At 59.9% G+C, this 14,996-nt stretch carries 6 protein-coding genes and 8 pseudogenes; 8 read left to right on the top strand and 6 right to left on the bottom strand.

Annotated features, from left to right (window positions below; translation table 11 throughout):
• The first annotated feature begins 303 nt into the window (after positions 1-303).
• The gene (locus AB3X94_RS39810) at positions 304-1,311 is read left to right on the top strand and encodes an IS110 family transposase (RefSeq protein ID WP_368594161.1); all 1,008 of its coding nucleotides are present in this window, start codon (positions 304-306) and stop codon (positions 1,309-1,311) included.
• Between the two features lie 328 nt (positions 1,312-1,639).
• Positions 1,640-2,830: pseudogene (gene istA / locus AB3X94_RS39805) on the top strand (IS21 family transposase); the annotation flags it as partial.
• Here istA and AB3X94_RS39800 read toward each other — a convergent pair.
• Positions 2,829-3,059: pseudogene (locus AB3X94_RS39800) on the bottom strand (DDE-type integrase/transposase/recombinase); the annotation flags it as partial. The pseudogenes istA and AB3X94_RS39800 sit on opposite strands and share 2 nt — an antisense overlap.
• 290 nt (positions 3,060-3,349) lie before the next feature.
• A pseudogene (locus AB3X94_RS39795) lies at positions 3,350-3,643 on the bottom strand (IS21 family transposase); the annotation flags it as partial.
• A 546-nt stretch (positions 3,644-4,189) separates the two neighbouring features.
• On the opposite strand from AB3X94_RS39795, the gene AB3X94_RS39790 reads away from it, so the two are divergent.
• Complete coding sequence (locus AB3X94_RS39790; RefSeq protein ID WP_368594162.1) at positions 4,190-4,777, top strand: hypothetical protein; 588 nt, start codon at positions 4,190-4,192, stop codon at positions 4,775-4,777.
• 48 nt (positions 4,778-4,825) lie between these two features.
• Here AB3X94_RS39790 and AB3X94_RS39785 read toward each other — a convergent pair.
• Positions 4,826-4,990, bottom strand: a pseudogene (locus tag AB3X94_RS39785) (IS110 family transposase); the annotation flags it as partial.
• Positions 4,991-5,093: 103 nt separating this feature from the next.
• Here AB3X94_RS39785 and AB3X94_RS39780 point away from each other — a divergent pair.
• The 3 genes and pseudogenes from AB3X94_RS39780 to AB3X94_RS39770 all read left to right on the top strand — a co-directional run.
• Positions 5,094-5,673: pseudogene (locus AB3X94_RS39780) on the top strand (IS6 family transposase); the annotation flags it as partial.
• Positions 5,674-5,832: 159 nt separating this feature from the next.
• Positions 5,833-6,654 (top strand): DsbC family protein, encoded by an 822-nt coding sequence (locus tag AB3X94_RS39775; protein ID WP_368594163.1) that lies wholly within the window; start codon positions 5,833-5,835, stop codon positions 6,652-6,654.
• 178 nt (positions 6,655-6,832) lie between these two features.
• A complete protein-coding gene (locus AB3X94_RS39770) occupies positions 6,833-7,387 on the top strand; it encodes a hypothetical protein (protein WP_368614343.1) in 555 nt (184 codons plus the stop codon).
• Between the two features lie 18 nt (positions 7,388-7,405).
• Here the strand turns inward: AB3X94_RS39770 and AB3X94_RS39765 are convergent.
• The 3 genes and pseudogenes from AB3X94_RS39765 to AB3X94_RS39755 form a co-directional block, all read right to left on the bottom strand.
• Positions 7,406-7,939 (bottom strand): annotated as a pseudogene (locus AB3X94_RS39765) (IS5 family transposase); the annotation flags it as partial.
• A gap of 52 nt (positions 7,940-7,991) precedes the next feature.
• Positions 7,992-9,526: pseudogene (locus AB3X94_RS39760) on the bottom strand (IS3 family transposase); the annotation flags it as partial.
• A gap of 38 nt (positions 9,527-9,564) precedes the next feature.
• Positions 9,565-10,185 carry a hypothetical protein gene (locus tag AB3X94_RS39755; RefSeq protein WP_368594165.1) on the bottom strand — a complete coding sequence of 207 codons (621 nt, stop codon included), beginning with the start codon at positions 10,183-10,185 and terminating at the stop codon, positions 9,565-9,567.
• Between the two features lie 76 nt (positions 10,186-10,261).
• Here AB3X94_RS39755 and AB3X94_RS39750 point away from each other — a divergent pair.
• Together AB3X94_RS39750 and AB3X94_RS39745 are read left to right on the top strand one after the other, a co-directional pair.
• A pseudogene (locus AB3X94_RS39750) lies at positions 10,262-11,305 on the top strand (transposase); the annotation flags it as partial.
• 225 nt (positions 11,306-11,530) lie between these two features.
• The gene (locus tag AB3X94_RS39745) at positions 11,531-14,287 is read left to right on the top strand and encodes a M16 family metallopeptidase (protein WP_368594166.1); all 2,757 of its coding nucleotides are present in this window, start codon (positions 11,531-11,533) and stop codon (positions 14,285-14,287) included.
• Positions 14,288-14,996: the final 709 nt, after the last annotated feature.

Below are 14,996 nucleotides of genomic sequence, written 5' to 3'. Positions count from 1 at the left end.
CACCCGACCGTTACCAATCGCGCGCGTCCGGGTAGGCAACTGCTGGTCGTACAGCAGGTCACGGCTTCAAATTCCCATATTCAGCCTGTTGAATGTGACAAGGCAGAGAAGAGCTTGGCCATCCACTACATTGCCGATTTACGTCCGGCGGACGGCGACACGCGTCGCACTTGATGACTTGTGTTAGATGGTATAGACGCCTCCCCCCGGCAACGGGCAAGCGGAAGCTCAGTGGGAGAGAGAATCTGCAGTCAGCTGTACAGTGATGCGTCGAACCCCACAGCTCACGCAGGAGGTTTCCAAATGAAGATGCCCGTTATTGGCATGGATATCGCCAAGCATGTCTTCCAGTTGCATGCGGTCGACGTTGCCACCGGGAAGGTCGAGCGCGTGAAACTCAAGCGAGGTGAGGTAGCGGATTTCTTTGCAAAGAGGGAGCGCTCACTTGTGGCGATTGAAGCCTGCGGTGGTGCTCATCACTGGGCCCGGCAACTGCAGAAGCTTGGTCATGAAGTGAGGTTCATTGCAGCGCATTCGGTGAGACCGTTCGTCCTGCGCAACAAATCCGATGCGGCCGACGCGCGCGGTATCTGGACTGCGGCCCAACAGCCGGAGGCGCGGTTTGTCGCCGTCAAAAACGAAACACAGCAATCGATTCTGGCATTGCACCGGATGCGGGCACAGCTGATGAAGTTCCGGATCATGCAAACGAATGCTTTGCGCGGCATGTTGTATGAATTTGGCGAAATTCTTCCCGAAGGCTACCAGCCGTTCACGAAGGAGATCGTGCCTACATTCGCCAGAATCTCCGAGCGTCTGCCAGCCATTCTCGTCGACAGCTTGCGTGAACAGTGGACCCGTGTACAGACGATCAGCGAAGATATTGCGTCGCTGGAGCGGCGCCTCTCGAACGAGCTCAGACTCAGCGTCGAATGCCGACGCATTGCGGAGATTCCCGGCCCGGGATTGCTGACTGCAATCGCTACAGTAGCCGCGATCGGCGACCCCGCCACGCTCCGCTCTGACCGGGAATTTGCCGCATGGCTCGGCCTAGTTCCACGACAAACCGGAACGGGCGGTCGCATCCGACAGCTTGGCCTGAGTAAAAGAGGTAACACCTCCCTCCGAACGCTACTGATGCATGGTGCAAGATCGGCGGTACTCCGCGGCGCCAGAACGCCGTGGCTCGACGACTTGCTGGCACGACGCCCCTTCAATGTCGTTGTTGCCGAAGTGGCAAACAAACTAGCCCGGACCATCTGGGCAGTCCTGTCACGACAGACACGGTACGAGGCACCCTTCGAAGCGTAGCAACTAATCCGCGGCTGCAATCGCCAGTTGTAGTTTCCGCCACCAAGGAGCGCAAGCAACGAATTGCATGATGGCTTACAGGTTGGACCGGGACGAGGCAAGTCTGGTAAGAGTCGTGAACCTTCGAGTTCGAGTGTTAGCTGAGACCCTCGTCAGCGAATTCCATATGGGCCAGCAGGCCGACCAGCCTGCATCAACGGGCCGGACATAAGCGTGCTGCGTTGACCTGCAGACCAAAGTGCAAACCCTGCTTGCTATCTGGGAGGCGTCCACATAAGCCGCTCTAAGAACACCAACAGGCTGATCCAATAAGAAAGCGATCAGCTACATGTCTGGAACCCGCATTACCGACCAACAGGTTCGCCTCTACATGTCCAAACGCAAACATCACTCGCAGGAGATCGCCGCCGCCAAGGCCGGCATGAGTGTCCGCAGCGCCAGGTGCATAGAACGGGACACCGTACTGCCATGACAGAAACCGCGTCGTTACTGGCGTTCCCGTCCCGATCCCTTCGCCGACGTCTGGGATACTGAAGTCGTTCCGATGCTCGCGAATGCGCCGCAACTTCAGGCGGTCACGATCCTGCCCAAGCTGCAGGACGATCATCCCGGGGAGTATCCCGACAGCACACGCCGCACACTCGAGCGACGCGTGCGGCACTGGCGGGCGACGTCCGGCTCACCGAAGGAAGTCTTCTTCCCGCAGTTGCATGAGCCCGGCGCACGCGGCCTGTCCGACTTCACCGACATGGCTGAACTGCGAGTGACGATCGCTGGCGTGCCATTCGAACACCGGCTGTACCACTTCGTGCTCGCGTTCTCGCGCTGGGAATACGCAATGTTGTTGAAGGTGGCGAGAGCTTCGAAGCATGTCCATGGGACTGCAAAACGCACTATGGCAGGCTGGGGGATGTCCGCGCGAGCATCGACCGACAGTCTGTCGGCGGCGTTCAGAAACCTCGCGGACGAAGACGACTTCACGGTGCGCTATGCGGCGCTGCTTGAGCACTATGGCATGACCGGGACCCGCAACAATCGCGGCCTAGGTCACGAGAACGGTAGCGTTGAGTCATCGCATCGCTATCTGAAGGAAGCCATCGACCAGGCGTTGATGTTGCGCGGTCACCGGGACTTCGCCGATCGTGCTGCCTATGATGAATTTCTGCGCGAGGTCGTCATGCGTCGCAACCGGCGTAACGCAGCCGCGTTCCGCCTTGAGCGGGAACAACTCATGGATCTGCCGTTAAGGCGCACCACAGACTTCGTCGAGGAAGAAGCCCGCGTCACACGCTGCAGCACCGTCACGGTACGCGGCATTCTTTACAGCGCACCATCGCGCCTGATCGGTCATCGCCTGAAGGTGCGCGTGTACGGTGACCGGCTCGACTGCTATCTGTCGGGTGCGCTGGTGCATATCACCTCGCGAGGCTCGCGTGGCGGCGACAACCGCCACGCACTGAATTACCGACACTTCATTGAGAGTCTCAAACGCAACCTGCAAAGTCATCGTTGGATTTCGGCTCACGAAAGCCGCGCGTGCGCCGCTCGCGTTCACGCGTCGGTTGATGGCTGTACTTGGCGCGGTTGTTTACCGGGTCCGCCGCTTTAACGAACACGTGCTCTAGGCTCGCCAGCTCCGGGATTTCGGCTATGGCCGCCGGGTAGCTGCGCAAATGGTCGGTAACGATCTTGCGGGGCATCGGGTTTGAGCGCAGCACCCGCTTGAAAAGCGCCCACCGTTTGTCCGCAACCCAACATTTCCTACAACCGTCGGCCCGATTGGAGGAAATGCGTCACTGCACACGGAGATGGCCAGCCCCCGTTGACTAAGTCGTGCTCGTATGCAGCGCCAGCGACCTTGAGCCGTACGTCTACCTCGTGCACAGGCTCACTGAATGGCCACCGCGCAACCTGCTGCGATTTGTCCGAACGCTTACCGCTCCGCATCTCAAAACTCGCACCATCGCGGGCATTGAATTCGACTGCGGCCCAACGGGGTAGTTGTCGTTCGCATGAAGCTTCCCTGCCAGTACGGCCCCACGCCGTGCAGGCCCGCGAGCTCAAGCAGGCTGACCATTGTCTTGCATGCGTCGCGTTGTGACAGGCGGGCATCGAGTTGCTCCCAGGTTCTGCGGTAAGCCTAACGCGGGAACAGTGCGTCACGAAACGCGAGCCCCTTGAATGCCTGGGATTTGCGCTTCAGGGCGTCAATGAAGTGGCGGTAATCGAGCGCGTGGCGGTTGTCGTGCGCACGTGAGCCCCGAGCGGTGCTATGGACCAGCACGCCGGACAGGTAACAGTCGAGCCGATCGCCGTAGATGCGCACGCTTATTCCTGCCTTCGCGGCCGCGAGTTCCTGCGGATGGTGCTTGCGCTTGTTTATGTAGAGGCGAACCTGTTGGTCGGTGATGCGGGTTCCAGACATGTGCTGACCGCTTCTTCTTTAAGAATCGATCAGCCATCCTATTGCCCCGCCGACGCGGCGCCGCCGGTGGGCCGTCTTCTCCGGCGGCTACGCCGCCTCCGACTCCTCACCACCGGCCGAAACAAACGTCAACGACCGGCCAAAGTGGCGCGCCCCAGTGGTGCTGGCTCGACTTTTGCTCTTTGCTTCTCGTGAGTCGTTAGGAGTGGATTGAATGAGGATTGAACACGAAATCAGAGCTCACGGTGCTGCAGTCACAGCCAGCGTTTTTGCGCACGCCCTACACGGTCAAGAAGGCGCGCGTCACGGGGGGGTGACGCCCGCCGGCGGGACGTCATGGAACCGCGAGGCAGTTCTGGGCGGCAATGGGCGTACTTGCATGGATTCGACCACGGCTGAGCCGTGCGAGGGCGTGCGCGTCGCGTTCTATCGGGCAACACCTACGGAGGCAGCATGACCTGCATTGTGGCGCTGACAGATGGCAAGAAGGTTTACATGGGTGCGGATTCGGCAGGATCGGGGGGTGGGTCCATCACCGTGCGCGCCGACCCCAAGATTTATCGGGTGGGACCGTTCCTGATCGGCTTCACCACATCCTTCAGGATGGGGCAACTTCTGGGCCATAGTCTGACCGTCGCGCCGCGCCCTGAGGGCACCGATGTGTTCGCCTTCATGTGCACGACGTTCATTGAGGCGGTACGCGCGTGCTTTACCCGCGGTGGGTTCGCGCGCAAGGACGGCGAACGCGAATCGGCTGGCACTTTTCTGGTTGGGTACATGGGGCGCATCTTCCAGATTGGCGGCAATTATCAGGTTGCTGAAAGCGCCATGAACTTCGATGCCTGTGGTAGCGGCGAACAGGCGGCGCTGGGCTCACTGCATACCACCGTCGGTTTGCCGATGCGGCCAGACGTCAGACTCGAACGCGCCTTGGCCGCGGCGGCCGAATTTTCAACGGGAGTCCGTGGCCCGTTCCGGATAGAAGTGCTGGACGGCCAGATCGCTCAACGATCGAACGAAGAAGAGGTAAGCGACGTTTGATCTACCAGTCGCCCACTTACGACGAAATGGGTGATGGTTGAGCCGCTCTTCGTGCAATGCCAGTTCCAACAGCTCGCACTGGGCGAACCGGTCTTCAAACGCGCGCCGATGCTCGTTGAACGCCAGTTGCTGCCACGTGCTATCAAATGCGAACGTACTCAACCAACGCCTGTGCGTCGGTCCCCAGTTAGGACGGCCGAGATAGTGGACGCCGAGGGCGGGCACTGTCACGTTGGCGAGGTAGTCACGTAAGACGTCACGATGAAGAAAAGAAAATCGCTTTATCACGGCCACCGGTTCCCGGCGGCAATCATTGGTCTCGCTGGCTTACACGACGATTCTGCGCTGGGTGAGGCGTTATACACCCGATCTCGTCAAACGCTGGAACCGCTTTCCTACACCTGCGGGTCGCTCGTGGCGTGTCGATGAGACCTACCTGAAGATTCGCGGCAGGTGGGTCTACCTGTGCCGGGCAGTGGATCGGGCTGGCCAGACGGTGGACTTCGTGCTCAGAGCCCGACGCGACGTGGCTGCGGCCAAAGCTTTTTTCAGCAAGGCCATCAAGCGTCAGGGCCAGCCGCCGGAGACCATCACGCTCGACGGCTATGCCGCCTCGCACCGCGCGGTGCGCGAAATGAAGACCGATGGTCTGCTGCCTGAAGACACGAAGGTGCGGTCCTCAAAATATCTGAACAACGTGATCGAGCAAGACCATCGCCACATCAAGTCCAGAACGAACGATGCTTGGGTTCAAGCGATTCGGGAGCGCCGCGACCACGATTTCAGGAATCGAGTTGACGCATCGCATTCGCAAGGGGCAGTTCGATCTCGCAAAGCTCGGCCTCAAGCAGGCCGCTGCGCCCGCCGTATGGAATGCGGTCCTTTTTGATCGATAAGCCTTCCCACCTATATGAACTTTCTCAACCCGCTTACCTATTTGCACCAGAACCCGTGCCACCGTTCGACACCATACCGGGGATGGAATTTCGTCTCAAAAACCGAACCGTCCTAAAGTTCAATCGCCACTTACGGCACCAACCGGAGCAACCAGATCCATGCGAAGCATTTCCAAACACACCGCCGCGCACCTTATCGCGGGCTACGCGACACTCGCTCACGCCGGTTTCCCGGAGGAGCCGGTCAAGCGTTTCGCAGCCGCTCAGGGTGCCAAGATCCAGCCGCCGATCCCTGGGTTCTGGTCCGTCGTCAAGGGCAGCGAAGTCTTTTTTGTGCGTGACGACTTCTCTGTCCTGAACACTGGCAACGTCATCAATCTGCGGACGAAGCAGAATCTGACGCAGGCGCTCGAGCGGGCGAACCGCCCCACGATCGATGTTGCACAACTCAACCTGAAGGATGCAATCCGGTTCGGTAACGGTTCGCGAAAGCTCTACGTCTTCTCGGACCCCGACTGTCCTTATTGCCGACGCCTCGATGGCGAACTCACCGAGCTGAAGGACGTCACGATCTATATCTTCCCGTTCCCGCTCGCCCGGTTGCATCCGAACGCGCACGGCGTGTCGGAGGCAGTCTGGTGCCAGTCGGATCGGGCGGCAGCATGGACCAAATATCAAGACCTTGCACGTGATGGTTTTTCGGGCCCGCCGCTCGATGCGGACCCGGAAGCGGACTATAAAAAGCGCTCAGCGCGCCTGATCTCTTCATGGCGCGACTACCTCCACTCACGCCATCAGCCGGATCAGCCCACCTGCGATAACCCGATCGCCCGCAACCTCAGTTTCGGCGAGAAGTGGAATGTCAGCGGCGTTCCGGCCCTGGTCTTCGAGGACGGAACCCTTGCCCCTGGTCTGACGCCCACTGCCCGCATCGAAGCGCAGCTGACCCAGTCCCACGCAAACCTGACGGCATCCAAATGAGCACGCTCAAATTTCGCCTTCTTAGCGCCGTTGCGGCGCCCGGTCGCCATACGGCGCTGCACGCTAGCGTCGTCACGCTGGTCGCCACGGCTGACCGCACACAGAGCGCGTGGATAACACACGTACAGGTAATAGTGTATTTGCTTTTACATGTTTGGACAGTCCGAAAGGAAGGCACATGATGAACGTTAGACGTGCGGCATCCCATTTTCTAACGACAGCCATCTTCGCGACCGCACTAACGATGGCGGGGCCAGTTCATGCGGCTGGAAAAAGTGGCGAAGCATTCCTCGTACTGAAATACATCGATAGCGTGCTCCGAAATGATTCTCCAGATCCCAGCATGGAACACAGGGCGTTCTGTGCCAGGAAACTGAGCGAACCGGCCACTCACTATCACGACATGAAGGTCGCGACCAAGTACGACGTAGTCGGCGACGAGCAATCGGCGAAGTCGAACTTCCCTTCGCCGGTGCGCACCCAGCCGCTGGAGCTGACTGTCGATATACATCCACTCGGGATTGAAGGGAAATATGCATTCGGAGCCTTCAGACCTTCGCCTGTTCCGGATGACTACGTCCTCTTTTCCATGTCGCTGGAGTTCAAGGACCCAACGAGCACCTTCCTGATCATCAATGAGGACAAGCCCTTTAATTGCGTGATCTCAAGCGCCTCAGATCCCTTCACGCGGATCGAAGCGGCAAGTTCGCTGTCGACTCGAAGTGAGAGCTAATCTCGGCTCTGGTTTAGAGCGTTTGCGGGGCTGGCCATTCAGACCCGAGACTGCCGGAATGGCATCGAGCGCGGGCTCGAATGCTATCGAGTCGTGTCGGTTGGCGCCCGTGACCGTGATGGCCAGTGGAATGCCGCGCGCGTCTGCAACGATGTGCCGTTTCGACCCGAGCTTTCCCCGGTCTGTCGGGTTGGGGCCGGTTTCCTGGCCCCCCGGGAGCTGGCAACACTGGCAGCATCGAGGCTCGCCCGTTCCCAATCAATCTGGTCGTGCTCACGCAACCGGCGAAGCATTGCCCGATGCAGTTGCTCCCACACGCCTGCGGCCTGCCAGTCTCGTAGCCGTCGCCAGCATGTCATGCCGCTGCCGAAACCCAGTTCCTGCGGCAGGTCTTCCCATGGGATGCCCGTTCGCAGGACATACAGGATGCCGTTCAGTGCTGCGCGGTCGTCAACCGTGCGCCGACGGCCGCCTTTGCGGTGACGGCGTAAATGCCGGAATCAACAGTTCCAGCGCCGCCCACAGTTCGTTGCTGATTTTTCTTCTGGACATGCGCCCAGGATACGAAACCTATGGCTTGATGTCCAGGTTGTGTTAGCCGCTCTAATTCGGCTCGTGGCATACGCTCCGGATTGAGCCAGACTTCGTCCTTCAATTCCCAATTGCGAGTCGAGCGCGACCAACGCTGAGGGTTGGTCGCCTTGGCCTGCGCGTAGACGGCATCGCGTTGCGCCAACACGGCATCGGCAACGCCACTATGGCGCTGCACGGGCGTGACGAATTTCAGGCCGTTATGCTTGTGCTCATGGTTATACCAATGCACGAATTGCTGTGTCCACGCACGAGCAGCGTCCACGCTCGCGAACGCTTTGCGCGGGTGGTCGGGCCGGTACTTGCTCGTACGGAACAGCGCCTCGGCGTACGGGTTGTCGTTGCTCACGCGCCGTCGGCTGAACGAAGCCACCACGCCCTGGTTTTCCAGCGTGGCAAGCATCGTCGCGGCCTTCATCGCGCTGCCGTTGTCCGAATGCAGCACCAGCGGTCGTCCCGCCAAGCCCTCGGCCAAGCTCGTACGCCGCATGAGCAACGCGACAAGTTCGGCCGATTCCGCCGCCTGCACTTCGTGACCTGCGATCTTGCGGCTGAACACGTCCAGCACCATGTACCGGTAGTAGAACTTGCCCTTGATCGCCGCGGGCATCCACGTAATGTCTCACGACCACAACTGATTGGGCGCCGTCGCACAGTGACTGGTGACCACATGCCAAGAAGGTTGGCGCGCACGACCTCGGCGGTGTTGTTGCGAAGCGTCGCGCAGCACCCGGTAAAAGCTCGATTCCGACGCCAGGCACACACCGCGGTCTGCCAAGCTCAGCACGATTTGACTAGCCGGCAAACTCGCAAATTCGGCACTATTGGCCACCTCGAGAATCTGCCGCCGCTCGGCTTCGCTCAGCTTGTTACGCGGCTCTGGCCGATTTGCGGTACTGCGGCCATCGGCGTACAGCGTCGCCGTCACCCACCCAGCGCTGGAACGTGCGTGCGCTCAGACCCAACTCTTCACACGCCTTCTGCAGGCGGCAGCCCGAACCCACCGCCTCTCGGATCAACGATATGCATAACAGGCGATCAGGGACGTTGGTCAGTCGTCCTCTTGTTCTCCCCAGGTCGCCTGGGCTTTTTTTCGAAGTACGAGCAGCGCCGCAGCTTCGCCAGTGTCTTCTCTTTGCGCTGCAACTACTTTTCCAGTTGTTTGATGCGCTGCTTGTCTTCTTTGGGCTGCTGACGTTGCTCGCGCGCCTGTTCGGCAGCATTCGCGTTGGCGGCCACACATGAGGCCCGCCACGCCGCGACTTGCTCGGGATACAGCCCTTTGCGCCGGCAATAATCGGCCAACTCCGCTGCGTTGAGCGGGGCAGTTTGCAATACAACGGCAAACTTGTCTTCCGAAGACCATCCTTCGGCGTTCTTCCCGTCGCCCGGCACGGCCAATCCCTTTCCTTTCGCCTCGCGGCGCCACACGTACAACGTCTGTTCCGTGATTCCTGCTTCTCTCGCCAGCGCCGACACCGGCACATCTTCCGGCGGCATCATACGACGCACCTCGGCTTCTTTTCGTTCTGCTGAGTAGGCTTTCATTCATGCCGATCCTACCGCCCCCGGACCTCGTCTAAGAATCAAACGACACGACAACTATTCTGACGCCGGGGGCCCACGCCGATCAAGGCCCGACAGACCAACACATGCTGCTCTAGCTCCACACCCAAAGCGCATTGCCCAGCGCTTTTTTTTGCACCAAGACTGTTGCATTCGCGACAATCAGTGTTTGCATTGTAAATCCCGTCCGTTGTTGTTCGACAAAGGATTTCGATTAGACCGATACCTTGGCTGTTGGCACGATTTTCTCTAGCTTCGTCTGCGATCATCTTCAACAGCTTACCAGCAGCCGAATTTAAAAGGAGAGAATCATGTTTCGATTTTAGAAATTCAGCCCCCCCGATAAAGGGTCCTGAAAAATGGTTCGCAATTCGAAAAACTTGATATGGAAAGTCAATCGTGAGGCCGCCGCGCTGCCTGCGAGGTTTTAGCTCAAGCAGCGCGGCGGCCAATGGAAATCGTTTCCGGTTCTCTTGCGATGGCCCATGTCCTTGTCGAAACGCACTGATTTTTTGCCTGAGTGAATGGATCAACGTTCCGTTTATCACCGTGCCGCTGCGCTCGCAAACCAGCTTCCTCGAGCTGCTCAGCGGGTGCATGGTTTCGCCCGAAGGATGGGTGAGCCGCGCGATTTCGGCCATTGGGTGTACGCGCCACTGGACGGCGTATTGCAAGCTTCTGGAGCGTGGCACCTAGCGTACGGGGCCACTCGCGCGAGCGCTGCTCAGACTGGTGCTTGCTGTCCTGCCCATCGGCACGCTCACCATGGTCTTGGACGATACGCTGATCATGCGGTGCTCGAAGAAGGCACCGGGCGTCGGGTGGCGACGCGAGCACAGCGGCAAGACCAACCAGCCCAAACACGTCTGGGCGCAATGCATCGTGGCTCTGGGTGTGAGCGTGCTGGGCAACGAGGGCGTCGGCATGGTGTTGCCGATCCTCTCGCGACTGGTTCAGGAAACGGGCAACATCAACAAGCTCAGGATTGCGCTGGCGCTTGTGCGTGCAGTCTCGGGTGTGACCGAGCTGCCCATACGTGTGCTGTTCGACTCGTGGTTCATGCGCGCGCGTCTGGTCCTGCCATTGCTGCGTCGGAACATGCACGTCATCGGCCACGCGAGTATCGATACCGTGCTGTTTCGGCCGGCCGTTCGGTCCGGTGTGCCCCGGCTTGGACGGCCGCGCATCTATGGCCAGCGCCTGAGTGCCGAGGCCATCGAAGCGCTGTGCGCAACCGGATTGACGATGAAGCTCTATGGCAAGGAACAGCGCGTGCTCCTGCGTTCGACCGTCGCCGTGGCCCGCTTCCTGAAGGGTACGCCCGTGCGCGCTGTCTGGTGCCAGTTCTACAACGACAAGCGGCAGGAATGGACAAAGCGACGTCTGATCCTGGCCTCCGACGTGGATCTGGAGGCACAAACCATCATTCAGCTTTACGCGCGCCGCTGGGGCATAGAACCGCTGTTTCACAATCTCAGGCGTTGGTGGGGATTCAACAATCTCTGGCAGCAGACGCGCACCCTACTCGAACCTTGGATGCAGATTCGTTCGTGCGCATGGACTCTCACGCAGTCGCTCAGCCTGGCGATTGCCGAGGACTTCCCCATGCACGAAATTGCGCCGTTGAGAATCGGTCAGCCCGTCACCGCTGGCCTGGTCGCCCAATGGCTGCGTCGGGAATTTACCGGACCTGCCTCGCACACTCCCATGCAGCGGAAGTCTGGAAAACTCCAGAGGCCCGAAGCGCGTCACGCCCCTTGAGTTACCAGTCGATGCCGCTTCTGCGGCCCCGCCTGCTCGCTTCATCGCAATCTCAGTCTCGTTCGCCGTCTGATCGCCAACGGACGGCGACAGCGTTCGAGTGTCTAAAGCTCAGTCTAATCAATAAGGTGTTTTATGGCTCGAAATCTAAAAAAACGATTGGTGATATGCGCGCTCGGGATCATCGCGGCGAGCGGAGTTAGAGCCGCATCTACCGAAGCCACCATGGTAGTGCCGGAGATCGCCTACACTCGAACGATGCTCCCCAACGGCCTCACCCTCGTGGTGCACGAGGACCACAAGGCCCCGGTGGTGGCGGTGAGCGTTTGGTATCACGTCGGCTCCGGCGACGAGCCCAAGGGCAAGAGCGGCTTGGCGCACCTGTTCGAGCACTTGATGTTCTCCGGCTCGGAGCACCATAAGGGCTCCTTTTTTGCTCCGTTCGAGCTGGCCGGCGCGACCGGCATGAATGGCACCACTGGGTTTGACAGAACCAACTATTTCGAAACGGTGCCGACCACCGCGCTCGACATGGCTTTATGGATGGAGTCGGACCGCATGGGCCACCTGCTCGGTGCAATCGGCCAGAAAGAGCTCGATACGCAGCGCGGCGTGGTTCAAAACGAGAAGCGCGAAGGAGAGAACGCTCCCTACGGCCGTGTATACCAGAACATCCTGTCCAACATCTATCCGGCAAACCATCCATACCAGCATGACCCCATCGGCTCCACGCAAGATCTAAACGGCGCCTCGCTGGCTGACGTGAAGCAGTGGTTCCACGATCGCTATGGTGCTGCCAACGCGGTGATCGTGCTGGCCGGCGATATCACACCCGCGCAAGCCAAGGAGAAAGTCGTCAAGTACTTCGGTGACATCCCGGCCGGTCCGCCGGTGCCGCGCCAGCAGCCATGGATCACCCCGCTGGCGAAGTCCACGCGCGGCGTACAGCACGACCACGTGTCGCAGACACGCATCTACCGCACCTGGGTTGTGCCGCAGTTGGGCACGGATGACCTGATTTCGCTGCACCTTGCCGCTGCCGCGCTCGGTGGGGGCAGGACCTCGCGGCTCTACCAGCGCCTGGTCTATCAGGACAAGTTAGCCGACAATGTGTCCGCGGGCGTGTCACCGCTCGCTTTGACCGGTCAGTTCCAGATTAATGCTAACGTGCGCAAGGGCGTGGATGCGGCCAAGGTGGAGTCGGTCATCGCCGACGAACTGAATAAATTCCTCATCGAAGGCCCAACTCAGGATGAGCTGGATCGTGCCAAGGTCGATTATCGCGCTTCTCTCGTGCGTCGCCTGGAGAAAGTCGGCGACAAGGCCCAGATCCTAGCCTCGGGGCAACTGTATCTCGGCGATCCAGGTGCCTACAAGAAGGACCAACAGCGCGTCGACGCCGCCACCGTTGGCAGTGTAAAAGCCTCGGCGGACAGGTGGCTCACCAAGGGAGACTACCTGCTCACCGTGCTGCCGGGCAGCAACGACTTTGAGCCGCAGGCGGAGGACGCGAAGGTCGTGCCGCTGCCCGACGCGCAGGGTCGACCCGAGCCCAAACTGCCGGCTGCACAGCAATACGTCGTGAGCGAGAGCGAGGTCGACCGTGCCAAAGGCGTGCCGCAGGTCACTCACTTCCCCGAACTCTGTTTTCCGAAGCTCGAGCGCGGCAAGCTGAAGAACGGCATCGAGGTGGTGCTGGCGCAACACCACACTGTCCCAGTCACCCAGATCTACCTGCAGTTCGATGGCGGCTACGCCGCCGACCAGGGACGCAAGCCTGGTACCGCCAGCTTCGCCGCCTCCCTGATGGGCGAGAGCACCAAGTCGCTTGACGCGCTGGAGGTAGCCAAGCGCAGGCAGCGCTTGGGCGCCATCATGGGTGTTAGCTGCGGGCTGGATACCTGTAGCGCGTTGCTTAACACACTCAATGACCAACTCAAGCCTTCGCTCGCGCTGTTCGCGGACATCGTGCGCAACCCGGCCTTCAAGGCCGACGACATCGAACGTGTGCGTGCTCAGCGACTAGCCCACATCGCACAAGAAAAGGTCGACCCGGGGTCCCTCGCCGAGCGCATGTTGCCGCCTCTGCTGTACGGCCACGACCATGCTTACAGGATTCCGTTCACTGGCACCGGCTCCGAGGCGTCGATCAAATCACTTACGGCAGACGACCTAGCGGCGTTCCGGCGCGACTGGCTGCGGCCCGACAACGTGAAGATCCTGGTCGCCGGCGACACCACGCTGAAGGAGATCACTCCACAACTCGACGCGGTGTTCGGCGACTGGAGGGCGCCGTCCGCGCCGTTGCCGAAAAAGAACATCGCCAAGGTCGCCGACCAAGCCAAGCCACGGGTGTTTCTGATCGACCGGCCCAAAGCGCCACAGTCGCTGATCCTCGCCGGTCTGCTCGCGCCGTCGAGCAAGGCGATCAACGCCATAGACATCGATATCGCCAACGGCGCGTTCGGCGGCACCTTTACGTCGCGCCTGAACATGAACCTGCGCGAGGAAAAGCGCTGGAGCTACGGTGCCGGCAGCGACCTTGTTGGCGCGCTGGGCCAGCGGCCGTTTCAGATGTACGCGTCCGTTCAGGCCGACAAGACTACCGAATCCGCGCTCGAGATCGAAAAGGAGGCGGTGGCCATCGTCGGTGCCAAGCCGCTGACTGCACAGGAAGTGGACAAGGTTAGGTCGTCCATATTGCGCGGTCTGCCGGGCAGTTTCGAGACCACCGGGTCGGTGATCGGCGCCGTCGACAATATCGTGAAGTACGGCCTTCCGGACGACTACGTACAGACGCTCGAGCAGCGCATCGAGGCGGTGAGTGTATCAAGCGCGCAGGCGGCGATCGACGAAATTGTCAAACCACGAGCACTGACCTGGGTGATCGTGGGCGATCTGAAAAAGATCGAGCAGCCGGTGCGCGAGCTCGGTCTAGGTAAGGTGCGCGTGCTCGATGCCGAAGGCCGGCTCGTTCGTTAGAGGCTGGTTCGGAGTCTCTGCGATTTTGCCCCTGCCTTGAATTCACAGTAAGAGGTCAGTTCAAAAAGACCCCCGAGGGGGTGGCGGCCTGGATTCGTGAATATCTGAACGTTCAGATATTCACGATTGCCCACGCCGGCAAATTCGGCGAAGAGACCATGTAGACGACGGCGGCACCGCCGTGTTCAGGCGGGATCGCGCGCGCTGAGTTGTGTGGCAATGGTTCGCATAATGTCCTGAACTTTTCCTACCGACCATGTGGTCGACAAGGAGAAGATCATGGTGCAGTCTGAACTGGTGCGCTGCAGGGAATGCCCGGCAACGCTCTTGCCATCATTTACGACCGCAGCTCAGTTCCTCAGCGAGTTGCACCGGCCGGAAGTATGGCTGGTTTGTCCAGGCTTCCTGGATGGAGCAACCTTTTGGCGGGATAGGCGCTCTTATGCGATTCTGATCCCCCGATTATCATTCTCCCCGGTCACGCCGGATTGCGTCGGGGCGTCGTTGACCTTCCAGAAGATGTAGTGATACTTAGTCCAGCCTGAACAAACCGTAGAGCCTTAAGCGTTGGGGGTTTCCGGCGGAAATCGTGTTGTTGGAATTGCAGAGACCTGGCATATTGCTGGGTATAGCCTGCAAATTCTGACGAGGTTTAGATGGGTCCGAAGGCGCCTGTAACGGAGAAGGATTTGTTCCGGCATCCACTGCG

The organism is Paraburkholderia sp. BR10923 (genome assembly GCF_040948765.1).
Taxonomy (GTDB): domain Bacteria; phylum Pseudomonadota; class Gammaproteobacteria; order Burkholderiales; family Burkholderiaceae; genus Paraburkholderia; species Paraburkholderia youngii.
This window is presented reverse-complemented; position numbering and strand designations above follow the sequence as displayed.

Excerpts from the sequence above, each read along its gene's own strand:
- AB3X94_RS39810 (WP_368594161.1), top strand. The coding sequence starts at position 304 with ATGAAGATGCCCGTTATTGGCATGGATATCGCCAAGCATGTCTTCCAG.
- AB3X94_RS39790 (WP_368594162.1), top strand. The coding sequence starts at position 4,190 with ATGACCTGCATTGTGGCGCTGACAGATGGCAAGAAGGTTTACATGGGT.
- AB3X94_RS39775 (WP_368594163.1), top strand. The coding sequence starts at position 5,833 with ATGCGAAGCATTTCCAAACACACCGCCGCGCACCTTATCGCGGGCTAC.
- AB3X94_RS39770 (WP_368614343.1), top strand. The coding sequence starts at position 6,833 with ATGATGAACGTTAGACGTGCGGCATCCCATTTTCTAACGACAGCCATC.
- AB3X94_RS39755 (WP_368594165.1), bottom strand. The coding sequence starts at position 10,185 with ATGGCCGAAATCGCGCGGCTCACCCATCCTTCGGGCGAAACCATGCAC.
- AB3X94_RS39745 (WP_368594166.1), top strand. The coding sequence starts at position 11,531 with ATGGTAGTGCCGGAGATCGCCTACACTCGAACGATGCTCCCCAACGGC.